This window comes from Candidatus Nitrosotalea sp. TS (assembly GCF_011319465.1).
Lineage (GTDB): Archaea > Thermoproteota > Nitrososphaeria > Nitrososphaerales > Nitrosopumilaceae > Nitrosotalea.
This window is the reverse complement of the sequence record NZ_RCMB01000002.1, coordinates 1-16,335: the sequence shown is the minus strand read 5'-3', so window position 1 is coordinate 16,335 and position 16,335 is coordinate 1. Positions and strand designations below refer to the sequence as shown.

Below are 16,335 nucleotides of genomic sequence, written 5' to 3'. Positions count from 1 at the left end.
ATCTACTTTTAATTTCATATATTCACCTTCATTGTAGATCGGCTTGTCTATATTTAGCGTGATTTTATTAGTCATGATTTGAATCATTGATTGTTAGAATTTAAAATTATGTACTGAGTAAAGATAGATTTTTGATAAGGTTAGCTAAAATATTCATATCGAGTCGTTAATTTGTGACCAGAAAAGGATCAATATCCGAAATTTTTAGCAAGGCATTGTATCATGACAATTCAGATCTCTATTTTGTGGGCTATCTTGACTTTAATATAATTAAGGAAGCTACACTGACAGAATTTCTCAAGATTTCAGAAAATTTTGAGACAATACCTGCTACAAGGATCTTTTACATAAAGAAAGAAAACAAGACGCTATATCACAAATCAAATAATAAAAAAGATCCCAAGTCCTTGGAATGTTTTTGAGCATTCAGTTATAATATGTGAGAAAATCACCTAGAGTTGTGTTAATTGATTTTTTAAAACCAATACTTGAGAACCCGTTCTTTGTAAAGTATGGATTAGTTGGTCTTTTTCTAAACTGCATTTTTGCTTCAATCATCCCATTCCCAATAGTGATAACATCGACCGCATTGCTTCTAGACGGTCAAAGTGCTGTAACTGTGTTTATCACAATGGCCATTGGATCCGTGGGTGGAGGAATCATAACGTATTACATAGGATACGACGGAAAAAAGATGTACAAGTTACTGAGAAAGACCCATAGTGAAGAGGATTACAAGAAGAGTTTTGAGAGGTTAAACAAACATGGTTGGAGCATAATCTTTGCTCTAAGTCTAGTTCCCATATTGACAGAGATTGTTACAATAATAGCAGGAGTAAAAAGATACAATTTCAAGAAATTCCTCATATCCATGAGCATAGCAAGAACGACTAGTGCGTTTGCTTCAGTTTATTTTGGAAATATGTTTGTTCATTATTTTAATTCGTTCAAACTTTGACCAGAGAACAATAGATCAAATCTAATTAGAAAGATTTTATTCAGTATAAGAGTCAAATAAGACAGATGGGAGTACCAGAAAAAATTCAGGCCATAAAAGACGAGATGGCCAAAACCCAGATCAACAAAGCTACTGAACATCATGTAGGTCTTCTAAAGGCAAAGCTTGCCAAATTAAAAAGAGAGGAAGAGGAGAGAAAATCAAAAGGTTCTGGTAGTTCAATCGGTTTTGATGTAAAAAGAACAGGAGATGCAACGGTTGTATTCATTGGTCTTCCAAGCGTTGGAAAATCTACTTTACTTAACAGGCTTACTGGTGCAAAGTCAGCTGTTGGCGCATTTCAATTTACAACTACAACAGTAGTACCAGGAATGATGGAATATCGCGGTGCCAAAATTCAAGTTCTTGACTTGCCTGGAATAATCAAAGGGGCATCCACAGGAAAAGGACTTGGTAAAAGAGTTCTTTCAGTGGCAAAGAGTGCCGATTTGGTGCTAATCATATTAGATGTATTCCAACCATATCACGAGGAAGTAATTAGAACCGAACTTGGTAACATAGGAATCAGATTGGATCAGAAGCCCCCCAATATCGTTATAGAAAAAACAGGGGATGGCGGATTAGCAGTGAGTCAACAGGTTCCAATGACGAAGATGCCTGTAAATCTGCTCAAAGACATTTTACGAGTATACGGGATAAATAATGCGCGCGTTTTGATAAGAGAAGATATCGATTCAGAGCAATTGATTGATTACGTATCAGGTAACAAGTTTTATGTTGAATCTTTGACCGTGATGAATAAAATAGATTTGGTAAACCAAGGATTCCTAAATGAATTACAAGAAAAAGTAAAATCAAAAATCATCCCCATATCAGCTGATACTGATATCAACATAGCTGCGCTCAGAGATGCAATTTATGAATATCTAGATTTTATCAGAATTTACATGAGACCAAAGGGCGGCGAGACTGATTACAAAGAACCACTTATCGTTAGACGCAATTCAACTGTTTTAGATGTGTGTAACAAATTACACAGAGATTTGAAGAAAGATTTCAGATATGCTCTAGTGTGGGGCAAAAGCGTCAAGTTTGGCGGACAGAGAGCTGGTTTGAACCACACATTAGAAGACGAGGATGTTCTGACCATAGTTAAAAGCAAATAGTAACAACTAATTTAACAGACAAGTTTTGTGATTCATGGAAAAAGAAACTGAACACAGATGGTGTAAGAAATGCATTTCAAAAACAAAACAAGAGATAATTTTCATGCCAGAAATTCCAACTTACAAACGAAGACGTCAATACAAATGTGTACAATGCGGACAGATCTCATGGTTACAAGGAAGGCGGCCATCAGCCGAGTCTGTTTACTAAAATGCGATCAAAATTTTAGAATTTTATGAAAAATTTGTTTATAGAATATCATCATTTGGTGTAATTTTCTTAAGTCTAACGATAGAAAAACAAGTTAAATGTAAAACTTGTCAATGGCAATGAAAAAACGCGCTAAAAAAGCTGCCAAAAGAAGATCAGCTCCAAAAAGAAAATCAGCTCCTAAGAGAAGATCAGCAGCTAAAAGAACAGCGGGTAAAAAAGCTAAAAGAACAGCTAAAAGAAAATCTGCAAAGAAACGCAGAAGATAAAATCAAAAAATTATCGCTTGATGTCAAGCGATAATTTTAATATTTTAGCTAAACATCTTTCTTAACTAGCATGACACATGGCAACTGCCGGTTCAGGCTAAGAAGGATCCTCTTATTTTAAATTATCAATAGTCTCAACTTTTCCAAAACACAAGATGAACTAGTAGAGAAAGCTCAGCAATTTGATTTGTTGCTCTGTTGTGATCAGATTCTTAGAAGCTAGTATTTCAAGAAGTTGAGTGATTATTTGCTTTTGTTGATCTGAAAATCCTGGCTGACCAGGCGGGCCTGGAGGACCAGGTGGGCCACGAGGACCTACATCTCCCATCGTACCTTGTGGTCCTTGAGGACCTTTATCGCCAGCCATGCCAGGAGGACCTGTAACGCCTTTATCGCCTTGAGGACCTTGAACTCCTTGAGGACCTTTATCGCCAGATTGACCTTGTGGACCTAATGGTCCCTTATCGCCTTGAGGGCCTTGAATTCCTTGAGGACCTGGTGGGCCTTGTGGGCCTGGTGGACCCCTTGGGCCTTGTTCGCCAGGAGAACCCGGTAAACCTCTAGGTCCTTTTTCACCCTGAGGACCTGGAATACCTGTAAGACCTTTTTCTCCAGGAGGACCTTGCGGGCCTTGTGGGCCTTTATCGCCAAGTGGACCTTGGGGACCGGTAAGACCTTTATCGCCAAGTGGACCTTGTGGACCTACTGGACCTTTATCGCCAAGTGGACCTGAGGGACCTTTGAGCCCTTTGTCTCCCGGAGGACCGAGAATACCTTTATCGCCAGATGGGCCCGGAGGACCTGTCGTACCCTTATCGCCAGCAGGACCTGATTCTCCCGTAAGACCTTTTTCGCCCTTGTCTCCTTTGTCTCCCTTATCGCCTTTGTCGCCAATTTCTCCCTTGTCTCCTCTTGGACCTTTATCGCCAGATGGGCCTTTATCTCCCGTTATGCCTTTATCGCCAGTGGGACCTTTGTCACCCTTATCGCCTTTGTCTCCCGGAGGACCTTGAGGTCCTTTGTCTCCCGGAGGACCTTGAGGTCCAGGACGAACCCTTGTCACCTTGAGGACCTGGAATTCCTTGCGGTCCAGGCGAACCTTGAATACCTGGCTGTCCAGGTGGACCTTGAACTCCAGGTTGACCCACAGGGCCGCGTGGGCCCTGAGTGCCTGGCGTAGGATAATATTCTGGAGAAGGTTTGGAACTCTTCGGTGATGATTCCTCTTGGATTGGATTTGTGGTGGTGGGAACTTCGCCTGGAATCTTTGGTACCGCGACTTGAAATGCAGAATTAATTGATGAAAACTGATCAAGAATTACGACCCAGATTGAATCTCGCGTAAAGACAAAATCAGGAATAGGGGTTTTTTGGAGAACCTAGAGTCTGAGTGAATTTTGCATCTTTTACCCTTAGGTGGAAATTATCTTTCCAGATAACCGGAAAATTCCTTCGTTTTATGTCTTCTTGAGAAGGAGGATAATCACAAATAGAAATTTGCACCTCAAAGATGCCCGACGGGAGCCTAAATGGCGATTCGCCAGTTATTTCGATTATCCTTTCTCTGGCTGACATATCCTAGGTGTAATACCTGAGTATTTTTGTATTTATCCAAGCGTTATAAAGCTGCTTTGCCAATAAAATTTACTTTTTAGACACCCGGAATAGTATTTATCTACGGAAAATCCATATTTGACCAGTCGTGAAAAAATTATTCAAGGGCAATTCAGAGTCGCCTGAAAGCACTAAGATAAAACCTGAAATGTCAGTAGAGAGATCCAAGGAATCAAAGATAACAGATCCTAACTATACTAGAGATAAACTGTACAAAAAAGGAGTTTCTTTGATGGCAGATGAAAAGATGGACGATGCAGTACGAGCCTTTGAAGGGGCATTACAAGTTGACCCAGGACATGTCGATTCTCTTCTGAAATTAGGGTATGCGAGATTCCACATGGGCGACTTGGCAGGATCCATGGATGATTACAACAAAGTTCACGAGATCGATGTTACAAACTCGGATGCTTGGAACCTGAAAGGTCTCATCTATTATAGACAAAAAAACTACGAAAAAGCCCTTGAATGTGTAGAAAAATCAATTGATACAAACCCTACAGATGGTATGTCTTGGTATAACAAAGGATGTTACTATTCTCTTTTAAATCACATTCCTGAAGCCATTGAGGCTTTGAAGCGTTCAATTGAGATAGATGTCAAAAATGCAAAAAAAGCAGTAAGAGACAAAGATTTTGAAAACGTCAGAGCAGATGACGGATATAGAAGAATTGTTGAAGTCGTAGTGTTAGAATCAGTAAGACAGGGATATCACAAAGTTGGCCAGATAGTTTGGACAACCATGTTAGGCAAGACAGAGGTGGAAGATGCAGCAAGAAAATTAGTGGAAAAAGGCCTACTGATAAAAGAGGAAAGAAACGTTGGCCTGTCAAAGGTAGAAGAGTTTGAGATTGCCCCCGAGTTGGCTGCAAAGATAGGGGTTGAAAAGAAAGGTCTCTTTGGAACAACAAAAAAAATCAATCCATTGCTAATTCAACACCTAAAAGAAATTAGCGAGGCAGTTCACGCTGTCAAGACTGCAATAGAGAAAGGAGATGTCGAGGAAGTCATTGCAAAGATGGATGTATTCATAGATCCTAGCAAAAGAGGCGCACAAATGATAGAACATTTTTTTGAAGAACATAGAGATATCAGATTATTCAAAATTAGATTAACTGACAAAGGTTACGAATACTTGCAAGCAAATAAACAGAAAATGATAGATCTTTTTGATCACATTGAAAGTCAGACCACAAAGAAGCTAAGAAGCGAAACTACGCAAAATACCTAAAATATTATTCTGCCGAGAGATCCCAATAGTTGGCGTCTTGTTGTTTTTCAATTGGTTTTTCTAATGATTCCCATTCTTTAAAGGATCGAACGTAAAGTTTTACATTCTGAATCCCTATTGACTTTAATGCATAGTATCCCAATCCTGAAAGAGTACCTACACTACCACAGTATGTAATTACCTCAGAGTTAGAAGATATGTTTCTGTTCTGCAGAAGCCTTCGCAACTCATCTTTTGATCGTAGTATATTTTGAGGAGAGGCAAGCATTCTATATGGAATGTTAATGGCTCCAGGGATATGATGCTCAAGAAAATTCAACCTTTCCCTATTGTCCATCAATATGGCACCCTTCTCTTTTGCTGGCATAAGGGAATCAGCAGTTGCAAGAATTTGTGGTTGTAATTTTAGAGAATGGGTTTTCTTTTCAAGCGATGGAGATTCAAGGCTTGTTTCAAGTCCAAGTTTTTTCCACGATCCGTATGTAATGTCCAATAACGAGACTTCTTCATGACCGATATATTGAAGCGCCCACGCTACACGTGATGCTAGGGCGCCAAATGTGTCGTCATATACAACAACAGAGGTTTCATCACCAATACCAAAAGACTGGTCATGTATTGGAGAATCTTTTCTGGGCTGTCATCAGTAAGAAGGCTAGCTAGTGGAAAATTAATTGCCCCAGGCACATGTCCTTGCTTGTAATCTTCTTCTTTTCGTATGTCAAGAACCTTAACACTCTTGTCCCTAACCTCTGATCGCAGAGTGTCTGCATCAACTGTTATTCTTGTAATCTTTTCTTTGCTCAAGCGGCACATTCGCCCCTTCCAGTTTTTGCATGATAGATTCCATCGTTTCCATAATCGACGTAAAAGTCAGGGTCTTGCTCGATTGTAGGGGGGGCTACAACAGGTTTCAACAATTCCTTGATATCATTAATTGATTTAATCTTAGGCCCGCCGCTACCTTCAATGACTCTATTAATCCAAGAATCCAGAACTTCACCGGATCTTTTTTCAGATTTGAAGATCTCAATTATTTTTAAAATTGTTGGAATGACTCTCTTTGTAGGAACCTTGGTTGTAATCAGCCCTAGCATTGAATTTCCATCTGCCCTTCCACCCAACGACATGGTATACAGTGGGTACATATCCTTTCCAAGCCTTCCACCTCCGCCATAAAATCCAATTGTTGCTATTTCATGTTGGCCACACGAATTTGGACATCCGCTTATCTTAATTGTAGAATCTCTCAAGTCATCGTCTTCATCAAGTTTTAGTTCAAGAAATTTTCTTTGAACTTCTTTTGCAAGTCTATGAGAATTAGTCAATGCGAGATTACATGAGGTAGTACCAGAACATCCAACAACTGAGGCCATAGTCAACGCTCCAGAATTTGCAAGACCGACCTCTAGCAATTTGGCATAAAGTTTTGCAAGATCTTCATCTTTTACCCATCTAAACACTATATCTTGAACAAATCCAGTTCTAATTCGTCCCTCTGCAGAAAATTCTCTAGCCATGTCAGCAACAGCACGTAGTTGACTTGCTGTAATGTCACCTGATTCTAGCGTGATGAACGCCGCACTGTAACCTTGTTGTTTTTGCTTCATTGTGTTGGTTTTGATCCATCTAGACAATCCCTGTGGAGAGATGGAATTTCTGAGCTGATGGAGATTTTGCGCAATACTTCAGGAGTCTTGTCAAGATCAAGTTTTACCACAACAGACTGTGTCAGTCTTACCATTGTTCTTTCTTTTAGTATAATATTTTGGAATTTTTCCCATCCAAGTTCATTAACAAGATATCTCATCCTGTTTCTTGCCATATTTTCTCGGTTGCCCATTCTATCATAGACCCGAATGACTGCGATTATGGTATAGAGTAAATCTTCTTCTGGAGTAAATTCCTCAAGCTGATGCCCTACAAATGACTGGGCACCAAGTCCGCCTCCTAAGAAAACCTTGAATCCATTCTGTAATTTTCCGTTAATTTCTGTTCTTTGCGGTATAAGACCAACGTCTACTATTCTTGCCATTCCATGTTTTTCACAACATGTATAGTTGATCTTGAACTTTCTTGGAAGGGATTGATTCATAGAATTTCGCAGTAGAAACTTTGCTGTTGATAATGCATATGGAGTTGGATCAAATATTTCATTAGGACATACACCTGCAAGAGGGCTACACATTACATTTCTTACAGAATTGCCGCATGCTTCTCTTGATGTCAATCCAATTTCTGCCAGCCCACGCATAACTTCGGAGACATCTTCCAGTGCAACCCAATGAAGCTGGAAATTTTGTCTTGTGGAAACATGTGCACTTCCAATTGAAAACGATTCACTTAGTTCAGCCATTTTTTCAATTTGTTCTGGATAAACTTCGCCAGCAGGGATTTTAACACGAATCATACTATAGTCATCAGTCATTCTGCTACCATATGCTCCATGCTGGAGTCTAAATCGTCGTAGATCATCACGGCTAATCTTGCCTTGTCTGAAGAGTTTTACCATCTCTGCAAATTTTTCAGCTTCCTCTAGACGCCCCCATTGTATTTTGGGTTTTGGAAGGTTATCAGGCCTAGACTGAGAAAGGCTTGTCTTACTCAATTATGGTAGCTACTTTGCGAAGTGCATATAAATTTTAAACTAGACACCAGATATGCATCAGTCAATGATATGGTGGCAGGATTTTCCACCCATCATTTTGGTCTTTTCTTAATGAAATTCCCTTTTTGATGTACTTTCTGAATAGCAATATCAGAAAAGAGTTAAATGAAGATCGACGAGGAAAAATTGTGTGTCAGATAAAATCAAGATTGCCGTTGTCGGAAGCGGAAATGTAACATTAACTCTGATAAAAGGCTTAGAATTTTACAAGAATTCAACCGAAGGACTTTGGCACCCAAAGATTTCAGGATTAACTCTGAGGGATATAACAATCTCAGCAGTTTTTGACATAGATTCCTTCCAAGGTAGGAAAAAAAATAGGTCAAGTGATTACAAATTGTAAAACAGATTTTTCAGACATTGTAATTCAGCCTGGAATAATGTCAGATCCAACACCTTCTCACATTAACCAGAGTGGTCAGATAAAATCTGTAAGTTATGATGAATTTGTTAAATCTCTCAAGGCCTCCAATCCAGATTTTCTTGTTAACGCGATTTCTTCTGGACTTGATAATACATCAGGAAAATATTCTGAGGCGGCATTGGATGCAGGGTGTTCTTTTTTTAATGCCACATCTTCCAAGACCGTAACCGATAAGACAAAAAAAGCATTTGAGACAAAGGGATTGATGATTCTAGGAGATGATTTAATGAGTCAGTTTGGTGGAACTGCTTTTCATCGAGGAATGATAGATTTTATGACAAATCGTGGCATCAAGATCCAGAAAGCATATCAGCTCGATGTTGGAGGAAATCAAGATACTATGAATACAATGGCCGAAGAAATAAGAGAGAAAAAAAGAAGCGCCAAAACAGAATCCATTGCAATTGAAGCTCCGTATCCTTTCAAGTCTACTGCAGGCACTACAGAATATGCAGAACAGCTTGGCGAGTCAAGAGTCAGTTATTATTGGATGGAAGCCAAAGGATTTCTAGGTTCAACAATAGAGATGGACCTGTCACTTAGAACAAATGACAGTACAAATGGCTGCAATGTAATAGTTGATTCACTCAGGGCTGCAAAACATATACTAACTAAGAAAGATCTTACAAAAACAGACATTATCTCGGCTTATGCATTTAAGAATCCAACAAAAAGGATGCACATAAGGGAGTGCATTAAATCATTTGAAGATGCTTTTTTAATCTGAGCAAACTATTAATGTGCTGTTCTAAGGATATTTTTCATGCAAACGACGACTCACAAAGATGAGATACAAAAAATATTTGCAGACGTAGATGAGAAGGAAATCACACGAGCAATCGCCGATGAATTTCACTCAGTACTTGTAGACAGGGCAGATTCTGATGTAATAATCATAGGAGCTGGCCCGGCAGGTTTGACTGCAAGCAGAGAACTTTCATCGATGGGATTCAAAGTTCTAGTCATAGAACAAAACAACTATCTCGGAGGAGGATATTGGTTAGGAGGATACATGATGAACCCAGTAACAGTGAGAGCCCCAGCACAAAAAATTTGGGACGAATTAGGAGTTCCTTACAAGAAGGTAAGAGAAGGACTTTATCTCACACCAGGTCCACACGCAGTTTCAAAATTAATAGCTGCAGCTTGTGATGCAGGAGTAAAATTCTTGAATCTAACAAAATTTGATGACTTGATATTGAAAAATGGAAGAGTAAGCGGCATTGTAGTAAATTGGATGCCCGTATCAGCTCTTCCAAGAAACATAACTTGTGTGGACCCAGTTGCTTTAGAATCTAAGATGGTCATAGATGCATCAGGACATGACTCAGTAGCAATAAAGAGACTGGTTGACAGAAAGCTTGTGGAATGGAAAGGTATGGATCCAATGTGGGTAGATGATGGCGAGAATAAAGTAGTACATCATACGGGGGAAGTTTTCCCTGGACTTGTAGCAACAGGCATGTCCGTAACAGAGACATATGGCATAGCAAGAATGGGTCCAACATATGGTTCCATGTTGTTATCAGGCAAGAAAGCAGCTGAGATTACAGCATCCAAAATAAAAGAACTAAGAAGATAAATCAACTATAGCCGATATTTCATTATTGAAAATATCTAAACTATTTTTATATGACGAACCAAGTGTGTCTGAGATTAAAATCAATGAACTTGCGGAGTTCATACAGAAACAAAGTGGAATAAGCACCGAAGTACGACAGAGTTTTTTTCAGCATTTTGACATAAAAGAAAAAATTCTCCACCAGTTAGCCTCGTGTAGAGTTTTCAACCCATACGTGCCTTTTGAGGAACATAACCCACAGTAGAAGAGATAACATTTGAAAAACAACTGGAAACAGACATGCATACATCAAACAATATAATTTTGTATGACGGATTTGAGCTTCAAAATATTTTCAGAGATGCATACCTGATTCAGAATCATCATCTGACAAGCTTCACATTATATTTACAACAAGACTGACTTGTAGCTATGATTATGACGACTACAGATATCATGGCAGGGCCTGTGATCTGTTCTAATCCGTCTATTATTTCTACTACAGGAATTATCGAAGCACCTGCAAAACCACGTGATTATTATCTCCAGTTATACGAAAGAATATCACAAGGCCTGAATCTAGACTCAATTAAACAAGAATTCAAAGGAAGGTTTCTGGAATATCATGACGAGAGGTTACGCTTGGTTGTTAGAGGATATGTGTTACAGGCAATATTTTATCACCTTACAGGGATTCCTTTTTGCGAATCAAGAAAATGCATCTTGCATAACGCACATTGGCAAGAAGATCTTTTGCATGCACAAATAGAAATGGGAAAGTTATGCGAACAGCACCAAAATGTACTTGATAATCTCTGAAATCGGTGCATAATTTAAATATGAATCGTAAATGAATTTTGTTTGTGCAGGCAGAAATTAGAGCAGAAAATAACAAACCAGAAACAAAGAAAAAATTTGATGTAATAATAATAGGAGCTGGCCCCTCTGGATACACTGCTGCCATTTACACATCAAGAGCCAAACGTGATACGCTAGTAATCTCAGGAATGTTACCGGGAGGACAATTAATGCTTACAACAGAAGTTGAAAACTATCCAGGCTTTTCAGAAGGCATCTTAGGTCCAGAGCTCATGACTACAATGAGAAAACAGACAGAGAGAATGGGTGCCACAATCATTGATGATGAAGCAGTAAATGTAGATTTTAGGAGAAAGCCATTCAAGGTGTTAACATATTCAGAAGAGTATGAAGCAGATGCGGTCATAATTGCAACTGGTGCAAGTCCTAGAAAGCTTGGCGCAAAAGGAGAGCAAGAGTTCAGCGCAAAAGGAGTATCATATTGTGCTACTTGTGACGGCCCATTTTTCAAGAATCAGGAAATAGTTGTGGCAGGTGGTGGAGATTCTGCCATGGAAGAAGCCATATTTCTCACTAAATTTGCAAAAAATGTGCATGTGATTCATAGAAAAGATAAGCTTAGAGCAAGTAAAATAATGCAAGACAGAGCATTTGAGAATAACAAGATCAAGTTTCACTGGAATTCTGTAATTGATGAAATCAAAGGAAGTGAAAAAGTAAATCAAATCATGATAAGAGATGTAACAACTAACAATCAAGAGACAATGGATGTTGGCGGCTTATTTGTTGCAATAGGTCATGAGCCAAATACCAAGTTGTTCAAAGGTCAAATTGAGTTAGATGATCAGGGCTACATAGTACTCAAAAATCACACCCATACCAACATAGATGGAATCTTTGCTGCTGGCGATGTACATGATCATAGATATCGACAGGCAATTACCGCTGCAGGATTTGGGTGCATGGCTGCCATAGATGTGGACAAGTATTTATCAGAAAGCAGAAGAAAATAGTCAGGAAAACGGTGGAGGAGACAAATGTTTTGCCTCGCGTAATGCTTTATCAAATTCCTCGTTAGTAAATATTTTCTGTTGAGCATAGAGACTCTTGAACTTTCTGCCATCGTCAGCAAATATTCCTATTACATGACCCTTCTCAATTCCATACTTCTTCATTGCAACATACACAGTAGCAGATGACGGACTAACCAGCATTCCTTCTTTTTCATAGATTTCCTTTACGGCAACAAATGCTTCATCATTTGTAATTGTAATCCAATCATCAACTACCTGTTCACGTTTGATAAAGAGATCAGGTTTTGCAGACTCTTCAAAATTTCTCAGACCTTGAATCAAATGATTTTGTTGTGGCTGTACTGCGATAATCTTTATGTTCGGATTTTTCTCTTTCAGATATGCCCCTATTCCAGTTATAGTTCCCCCGGTTCCTACACCTGAGAAGAAATGAGTTATCTTTCCTTTAGTCTGATCCCAAATTTCAGGGCCAGTACCCTTGTAATGTCCCATGAAATTTGCCTCGTTTGCATATTGATTAGGAGAATAGTACTTGTCAGGTCTTGCTGACGCAATCGATTTTGCCAGTGCGATGCTCTGATCTGTACCGGCTCCGACTTTTGGGCACAAGTCATCACTTGTTTGATACAGAACTGCCCCTAAAGATTCAATTATTTTTTTAGTTTCTTCACTTGCCTTTTCAGGTATGACAATTTCCACTGTATATCCAAGAAGTTTTGCAATTCCTGCAAGAGCAATTCCAGTATTTCCTGAAGTCGGCTCTATTATCACACTGTGTCCCCTTTTTATGAGGCCATTTTCTTCTGCCATTTTTACCATCCAAAATGCCGCCCTGTCTTTTACAGAACCAAATGGATTGTGAGATTCTAATTTTGCGTAAAACTCTGCCTGGTCGTTTGAAAGAGAGTCAAGTTTCACAACAGGTGTATTGCCAATTTTTTTTAAAAGTGTCTCTGCATCATTTATTGCCTTAGTGGCCATGAACTACTTCACCTTCTTAATGGTAAACTCAAGATCTTTACCAGGTTTGTTGATACTAAGCAATTGGTGTCCACTTCTGTTTACCCATCGTGAAATATCTTCTTCTGATGCAGGATCGTCCGCGATAATTTTGAGAATATTTCCTACTGCCATTCTTTCCATCTCGATCTTTGTTCTAAAGACAGGTTCTGGACAGAACATTCCTCGAACATCAATTGTTTTGGTGGGAGATAATTCTGAAATATCTAATCGCCTATAAATAAAAAGCTAGTAAAGTGATATTAAAAGCTATTCATGTACGCAAGAAAAATTACTCAAGTCAGGATCATTGGCAATATTGCTCTGAGATTACGCTCATACAACACGTTATAATCTTGATTTTTGAAATTAATTTTGTTCGATAATTTAGTAGTAAGATACACAGCTACTTGGTATACTGCTCTCCAGACCATGCTGTTAGGATTTGATTCAAACACATCTATCAGGAAACTGCATACCCCTGTTAGATGAGGATGATTTTCTTTGAAATATCTTATGATATCATCTTTTGAATTTTCAATTTTATATTTTGCATGTTCTATCATTTCTTTACTGGTAATGTAACCAGTAGTACCAATTGTGATTTTTCCTCGCCTCATTGACCTCAAAACGCTGTCTAGTGTATTTTCGGCCTGAATGATGTCAACACATCTGCCTAGTGTAGAAACAACATGAGAGTCACTTCCTGCCACCTCAGTCATATTATTTGCTTTTGCAAAATAAGACGCCCTGAGATTTGAATACCTGTCAACATTGTTGCTGTTAAAGACTTCAATCAAATCACACAGGATTGCTTTTTCTCGTAATCCATTATTTCAGGGCAAAAGGATGAGGGGCACAAGAAATCGCATCTTGAGACTTTACCATATCAAGTATCTCTTCAAAACTTTGACCTGACCTTATTGTCTCGGTGATTCCGTATGTTAACACATGGATTCCTTGATCTGTTGTAACTTCTTCACCTGGATAGATTTTAATATTTTTGAATTTTTCGTGGTTTTCTTTATAATCTAAAAGCTGTTTGTATCCATCCAATGTATTATGGTTTGTAATAAAGAAAGCATCTAGGCCAGTTTTGTACGCTTGTTCTAGCTGTTCCTGTATTGTTATACCACAATCATATGGAGTTTCTTTTATACCAAGTTGAAAATTTGAAAATTCATTATGACAGTGTAGCTCTGTCTGTAAATCATCCAATGTTTATCGCTTCTCTCAACCTATGAATATAATCTTTGTTTTCAAAAATTCACTTATCTAAATAGATCTTCTGATCGCGTTCTAATAAGATCATTTATTTGATTTTTTGTATCGTCAAAAGGATAATTTCTCACTATGGATATAGGCACATTGAGTGATTTGCCCATAACAAGTTCCGTAGCTGAGCATATTTCATCTACAATGGCAATAGAAGTTACACGGAGAGTTCTGCCAAAAGTATCTTTTCTCCCAGCATAATCCAATAAAGATGCAATTCCAGAAATTCCCACAGCGGCATTGGTTTGACCTTGTCTAAATGGGCGCCCAAACGTATCAGATATGATAACTGCGATGTTTTTTTCCGTTTTTTCTTTTATTTGTTTACGTAGTGTTTTAGCTGATGCATCACTATCATTTGGCAACAGTGTTGCATATCCTTCTTCTACATTGCTTTCGTCCACACCGGCATTTGCACAAATGAAACCGTGAATCGTCTCTGAAATTATTATACCATTACGCATTCTGACTATACGTTTTGATTGATCAAGTATTAGTTGTACAATTCGAGGATCTTTTTTGTATTCACTGGCTATAGCCAATAGCAAGAAGAGTCGGTTTAACATTTGAAAGATTTGCAATCCGTCCTTCTTGTTTTGAGATGATTTTCTGTGTGAAAACCAGAATATCGCCATCATGTAGATTTGATCCAGGATTGGAGTCTAGCAGTAACTCAGTTAGATCATCACCGGGTTTGATTTCATTTTCAACATACACCGGAATAATCTCTAAGGTCATCTACCAACCTATTGCTTAACTGCTTAAAATCATATTCTTCTCAAGCAACAGTTTGTAACTGTATCTTCATACCATAATGCATGTTTATGATATCAATGAGCTTTGATAGATCTTTCTCATCTAGCGTTACAGTGGCCAAGTCTTTGACAACATCTTGCGCTCGAAATGCCACGCCCAGCCCACATATGTCAAACAATTTAACATCATTTGCACCATCAACAATAACTACTATGTTTTCCTTTTTTTCTTTCCATTCATTTATCTTGATTATCGCGGATTTGGCTTTGTCTGAATTGACGTTTATTACAACGCCATCCAGTTTGCCATTTTTAAAAATTAATTCGTTTGAAAAGACATAATCAAGCCCCAAATCTTCGCGTAGCCTGTCAGTCATTATAGTGAATCCACCTGACACTGCCATCAATTTCCAACCAGCCGCCTTGAGAGCGTGACATGCTTCTCTGGCACCTGTCATTATCTTAAGAGAATCAGCAACTTCGGTACAAGTTTCATAGTTTATTCCCCTGAGAAGTTCTATTCTCTTCTTTAGTCCTTCTTCCCAGTTGATAACTCCTTCAATTCCTTTTCTTGTAATTTCCCAGATCTCGTCTTGTTTGTTAATTTTTTCTGCCAAAATCGGGAGGAATTCTGCGTCAAGTAATACGCCTTCCACATCAAAAATTGCTAGCATCAGTTTCCGCTTTGTGAAATGATGGAGATTATATTAATCTTAAGCGATCTTAGATCTTTCTACCACTAGCAATATATTCAAGATGACTAAGATGAAGATCATGAGCGAGCTTCCACATAAATACGAAGTTACAATCAAAGCGGCTTCAACATCAAACAAGTTATCGGATCAAACAAAAGAAGAGTTGAAAGCATCAGGAATGATGGACGATAAAGGAAAATTAAAGTTGAAAGGAGTCAGCCCCAAGATGCTGAAAAAAATGAAAGAAGAAGCAGTAGATTGTCCTGTTTTGAAAAAAGAAGTACCATTCATCCAATGTTTTGTCTGCTCTAATTTTCAAAGCAGAATAACTGGAAAAGTTCTTTGCAAAGGCGACCCTTTGTAGAAGAACAAAGGCTCATTAGGACAAGCCTCAAAATGATGTAAATTGAGTAAAGAGATTGGAATCACGGTCAAAAAGAATGAAGATTTTAGCGAATGGTATACACAGGTAGTGATAAAGGCACAGCTTACAGATTATGCCCCAGTCAAGGGGTTAATCGTACTAAGGCCATATGGCTACTCAATATGGGAATACATCAAGTCGTCAGTTGATCAAAAACTAAAGGCAACTGGACATGAAAACGGATTTCTTCCAGTACTCATCCCTGAATCACTATTAAGCAAGGAGACAACAC

General features: G+C 38.5%; 25 protein-coding genes and 2 pseudogenes. 15 read left to right on the top strand and 12 right to left on the bottom strand.

Annotation, left to right across the window (positions count from 1 at the left end):
* Nucleotides 1-173: 173 nt before the first annotated feature.
* From DYY67_RS00495 to DYY67_RS00475, 5 genes are all read left to right on the top strand, one after another.
* Complete coding sequence (locus tag DYY67_RS00495; protein ID WP_166389840.1) at nucleotides 174-422, top strand: DUF504 domain-containing protein; 249 nt, start codon at nucleotides 174-176, stop codon at nucleotides 420-422.
* Nucleotides 423-460: 38 nt separating this feature from the next.
* On the top strand, nucleotides 461-958 hold the full coding sequence (locus DYY67_RS00490; RefSeq protein ID WP_166389838.1) for a VTT domain-containing protein: 498 nt from the start codon (nucleotides 461-463) through the stop codon (nucleotides 956-958).
* A gap of 65 nt (nucleotides 959-1,023) precedes the next feature.
* On the top strand, nucleotides 1,024-2,124 hold the full coding sequence (locus tag DYY67_RS00485) for an OBG GTPase family GTP-binding protein (protein ID WP_166389836.1): 1,101 nt from the start codon (nucleotides 1,024-1,026) through the stop codon (nucleotides 2,122-2,124).
* A gap of 34 nt (nucleotides 2,125-2,158) precedes the next feature.
* Nucleotides 2,159-2,335, top strand: coding sequence for a hypothetical protein (locus tag DYY67_RS00480; RefSeq protein ID WP_166389834.1), 177 nt, complete (start codon nucleotides 2,159-2,161; stop codon nucleotides 2,333-2,335).
* Nucleotides 2,336-2,448: 113 nt separating this feature from the next.
* Complete coding sequence (locus DYY67_RS00475; protein ID WP_166389832.1) at nucleotides 2,449-2,604, top strand: hypothetical protein; 156 nt, start codon at nucleotides 2,449-2,451, stop codon at nucleotides 2,602-2,604.
* A 160-nt stretch (nucleotides 2,605-2,764) separates the two neighbouring features.
* On the opposite strand, the gene DYY67_RS10100 is transcribed toward DYY67_RS00475, so the two are convergent.
* Together DYY67_RS10100 and DYY67_RS10095 are read right to left on the bottom strand one after the other, a co-directional pair.
* Nucleotides 2,765-3,667, bottom strand: coding sequence for a collagen-like protein (locus DYY67_RS10100; RefSeq protein WP_218584671.1), 903 nt, complete (start codon nucleotides 3,665-3,667; stop codon nucleotides 2,765-2,767).
* A 290-nt stretch (nucleotides 3,668-3,957) separates the two neighbouring features.
* Nucleotides 3,958-4,179: a hypothetical protein gene (locus DYY67_RS10095; RefSeq protein ID WP_218584670.1), complete on the bottom strand. Its 222-nt coding sequence runs from the start codon at nucleotides 4,177-4,179 to the stop codon at nucleotides 3,958-3,960.
* Nucleotides 4,180-4,306: 127 nt separating this feature from the next.
* Between DYY67_RS10095 and DYY67_RS00465 the strand changes: the two genes are divergently transcribed.
* Nucleotides 4,307-5,449 (top strand): tetratricopeptide repeat protein, encoded by a 1,143-nt coding sequence (locus DYY67_RS00465; RefSeq protein WP_166389830.1) that lies wholly within the window; start codon nucleotides 4,307-4,309, stop codon nucleotides 5,447-5,449.
* Nucleotides 5,450-5,453: 4 nt separating this feature from the next.
* On the opposite strand, the gene DYY67_RS10225 is transcribed toward DYY67_RS00465, so the two are convergent.
* The 3 genes and pseudogenes from DYY67_RS10225 to DYY67_RS11320 form a co-directional block, all read right to left on the bottom strand.
* Nucleotides 5,454-5,942, bottom strand: a complete 489-nt coding sequence (locus DYY67_RS10225; protein WP_255492567.1) for a sulfurtransferase — start codon at nucleotides 5,940-5,942, stop codon at nucleotides 5,454-5,456.
* A gap of 53 nt (nucleotides 5,943-5,995) precedes the next feature.
* The gene (locus tag DYY67_RS10220; protein ID WP_255492566.1) at nucleotides 5,996-6,256 is read right to left on the bottom strand and encodes a rhodanese-like domain-containing protein; all 261 of its coding nucleotides are present in this window, start codon (nucleotides 6,254-6,256) and stop codon (nucleotides 5,996-5,998) included.
* Nucleotides 6,253-8,057: pseudogene (locus tag DYY67_RS11320) on the bottom strand (nitrite/sulfite reductase). The gene DYY67_RS10220 and the pseudogene DYY67_RS11320 overlap by 4 nt, the downstream one beginning before the upstream one ends.
* 190 nt (nucleotides 8,058-8,247) lie before the next feature.
* On the opposite strand from DYY67_RS11320, the gene DYY67_RS00450 reads away from it, so the two are divergent.
* From DYY67_RS00450 to trxB, 7 genes are all read left to right on the top strand, one after another.
* Nucleotides 8,248-8,460 carry a hypothetical protein gene (locus DYY67_RS00450; protein WP_166389828.1) on the top strand — a complete coding sequence of 71 codons (213 nt, stop codon included), beginning with the start codon at nucleotides 8,248-8,250 and terminating at the stop codon, nucleotides 8,458-8,460.
* Nucleotides 8,461-8,497: 37 nt separating this feature from the next.
* Nucleotides 8,498-9,268, top strand: coding sequence for a hypothetical protein (locus DYY67_RS00445; protein ID WP_166389826.1), 771 nt, complete (start codon nucleotides 8,498-8,500; stop codon nucleotides 9,266-9,268).
* A 36-nt stretch (nucleotides 9,269-9,304) separates the two neighbouring features.
* Complete coding sequence (locus DYY67_RS00440; RefSeq protein WP_166389824.1) at nucleotides 9,305-10,123, top strand: sulfide-dependent adenosine diphosphate thiazole synthase; 819 nt, start codon at nucleotides 9,305-9,307, stop codon at nucleotides 10,121-10,123.
* A 64-nt stretch (nucleotides 10,124-10,187) separates the two neighbouring features.
* The gene (locus tag DYY67_RS11315; protein ID WP_320415874.1) at nucleotides 10,188-10,367 is read left to right on the top strand and encodes a DUF6775 family putative metallopeptidase; all 180 of its coding nucleotides are present in this window, start codon (nucleotides 10,188-10,190) and stop codon (nucleotides 10,365-10,367) included.
* A gap of 100 nt (nucleotides 10,368-10,467) precedes the next feature.
* Nucleotides 10,468-10,584: a DUF6775 family putative metallopeptidase gene (locus DYY67_RS11310; protein WP_320415898.1), complete on the top strand. Its 117-nt coding sequence runs from the start codon at nucleotides 10,468-10,470 to the stop codon at nucleotides 10,582-10,584.
* Nucleotides 10,541-10,921 (top strand): DUF6775 family putative metallopeptidase, encoded by a 381-nt coding sequence (locus DYY67_RS10205; protein WP_255492563.1) that lies wholly within the window; start codon nucleotides 10,541-10,543, stop codon nucleotides 10,919-10,921. The genes DYY67_RS11310 and DYY67_RS10205 overlap by 44 nt, the downstream gene beginning before the upstream one ends.
* A gap of 44 nt (nucleotides 10,922-10,965) precedes the next feature.
* The gene (trxB, locus tag DYY67_RS00430; protein WP_320415873.1) at nucleotides 10,966-11,934 is read left to right on the top strand and encodes a thioredoxin-disulfide reductase; all 969 of its coding nucleotides are present in this window, start codon (nucleotides 10,966-10,968) and stop codon (nucleotides 11,932-11,934) included.
* On the opposite strand, the gene DYY67_RS00425 is transcribed toward trxB, so the two are convergent.
* From DYY67_RS00425 to serB, 7 genes are all read right to left on the bottom strand, one after another.
* Nucleotides 11,935-12,936 (bottom strand): PLP-dependent cysteine synthase family protein, encoded by a 1,002-nt coding sequence (locus DYY67_RS00425; RefSeq protein WP_166389822.1) that lies wholly within the window; start codon nucleotides 12,934-12,936, stop codon nucleotides 11,935-11,937.
* A 3-nt stretch (nucleotides 12,937-12,939) separates the two neighbouring features.
* The gene (locus tag DYY67_RS00420; protein ID WP_445082559.1) at nucleotides 12,940-13,152 is read right to left on the bottom strand and encodes a sulfurtransferase TusA family protein; all 213 of its coding nucleotides are present in this window, start codon (nucleotides 13,150-13,152) and stop codon (nucleotides 12,940-12,942) included.
* 98 nt (nucleotides 13,153-13,250) lie between these two features.
* Nucleotides 13,251-13,754 (bottom strand): PHP-associated domain-containing protein, encoded by a 504-nt coding sequence (locus tag DYY67_RS10200; RefSeq protein ID WP_255492562.1) that lies wholly within the window; start codon nucleotides 13,752-13,754, stop codon nucleotides 13,251-13,253.
* Nucleotides 13,755-13,785: 31 nt separating this feature from the next.
* A complete protein-coding gene (locus DYY67_RS10195) occupies nucleotides 13,786-14,172 on the bottom strand; it encodes a PHP domain-containing protein (RefSeq protein ID WP_255492561.1) in 387 nt (128 codons plus the stop codon).
* 53 nt (nucleotides 14,173-14,225) lie between these two features.
* Nucleotides 14,226-14,771 (bottom strand): coenzyme F420-0:L-glutamate ligase, encoded by a 546-nt coding sequence (gene cofE / locus DYY67_RS00410; protein ID WP_255492560.1) that lies wholly within the window; start codon nucleotides 14,769-14,771, stop codon nucleotides 14,226-14,228.
* Complete coding sequence (locus DYY67_RS10190) at nucleotides 14,755-14,967, bottom strand: coenzyme F420-0:L-glutamate ligase (protein ID WP_255492559.1); 213 nt, start codon at nucleotides 14,965-14,967, stop codon at nucleotides 14,755-14,757. Before DYY67_RS10190 ends, cofE begins: the two co-directional genes overlap by 17 nt.
* A gap of 40 nt (nucleotides 14,968-15,007) precedes the next feature.
* Nucleotides 15,008-15,658 (bottom strand): phosphoserine phosphatase SerB, encoded by a 651-nt coding sequence (gene serB, locus DYY67_RS00405; protein ID WP_166389820.1) that lies wholly within the window; start codon nucleotides 15,656-15,658, stop codon nucleotides 15,008-15,010.
* A gap of 100 nt (nucleotides 15,659-15,758) precedes the next feature.
* Between serB and DYY67_RS00400 the strand changes: the two genes are divergently transcribed.
* A complete protein-coding gene (locus tag DYY67_RS00400) occupies nucleotides 15,759-16,043 on the top strand; it encodes a hypothetical protein (protein ID WP_166389818.1) in 285 nt (94 codons plus the stop codon).
* A gap of 42 nt (nucleotides 16,044-16,085) precedes the next feature.
* Nucleotides 16,086-16,335 (top strand): annotated as a pseudogene (locus DYY67_RS00395) (proline--tRNA ligase); the annotation flags it as partial.

Coding starts and splice junctions, on each gene's coding strand:
- DYY67_RS00485 (WP_166389836.1), top strand. CDS start 1,024: ATGGGAGTACCAGAAAAAATTCAGGCCATAAAAGACGAGATGGCCAAA.
- DYY67_RS00480 (WP_166389834.1), top strand. CDS start 2,159: ATGGAAAAAGAAACTGAACACAGATGGTGTAAGAAATGCATTTCAAAA.
- DYY67_RS00475 (WP_166389832.1), top strand. CDS start 2,449: ATGGCAATGAAAAAACGCGCTAAAAAAGCTGCCAAAAGAAGATCAGCT.
- DYY67_RS10095 (WP_218584670.1), bottom strand. CDS start 4,179: ATGTCAGCCAGAGAAAGGATAATCGAAATAACTGGCGAATCGCCATTT.
- DYY67_RS00445 (WP_166389826.1), top strand. CDS start 8,498: ATGTCAGATCCAACACCTTCTCACATTAACCAGAGTGGTCAGATAAAA.
- DYY67_RS00440 (WP_166389824.1), top strand. CDS start 9,305: ATGCAAACGACGACTCACAAAGATGAGATACAAAAAATATTTGCAGAC.
- DYY67_RS10205 (WP_255492563.1), top strand. CDS start 10,541: ATGACGACTACAGATATCATGGCAGGGCCTGTGATCTGTTCTAATCCG.
- DYY67_RS00425 (WP_166389822.1), bottom strand. CDS start 12,936: ATGGCCACTAAGGCAATAAATGATGCAGAGACACTTTTAAAAAAAATT.
- DYY67_RS10190 (WP_255492559.1), bottom strand. CDS start 14,967: ATGACCTTAGAGATTATTCCGGTGTATGTTGAAAATGAAATCAAACCC.
- serB (WP_166389820.1), bottom strand. CDS start 15,658: ATGCTAGCAATTTTTGATGTGGAAGGCGTATTACTTGACGCAGAATTC.
- DYY67_RS00400 (WP_166389818.1), top strand. CDS start 15,759: ATGAGCGAGCTTCCACATAAATACGAAGTTACAATCAAAGCGGCTTCA.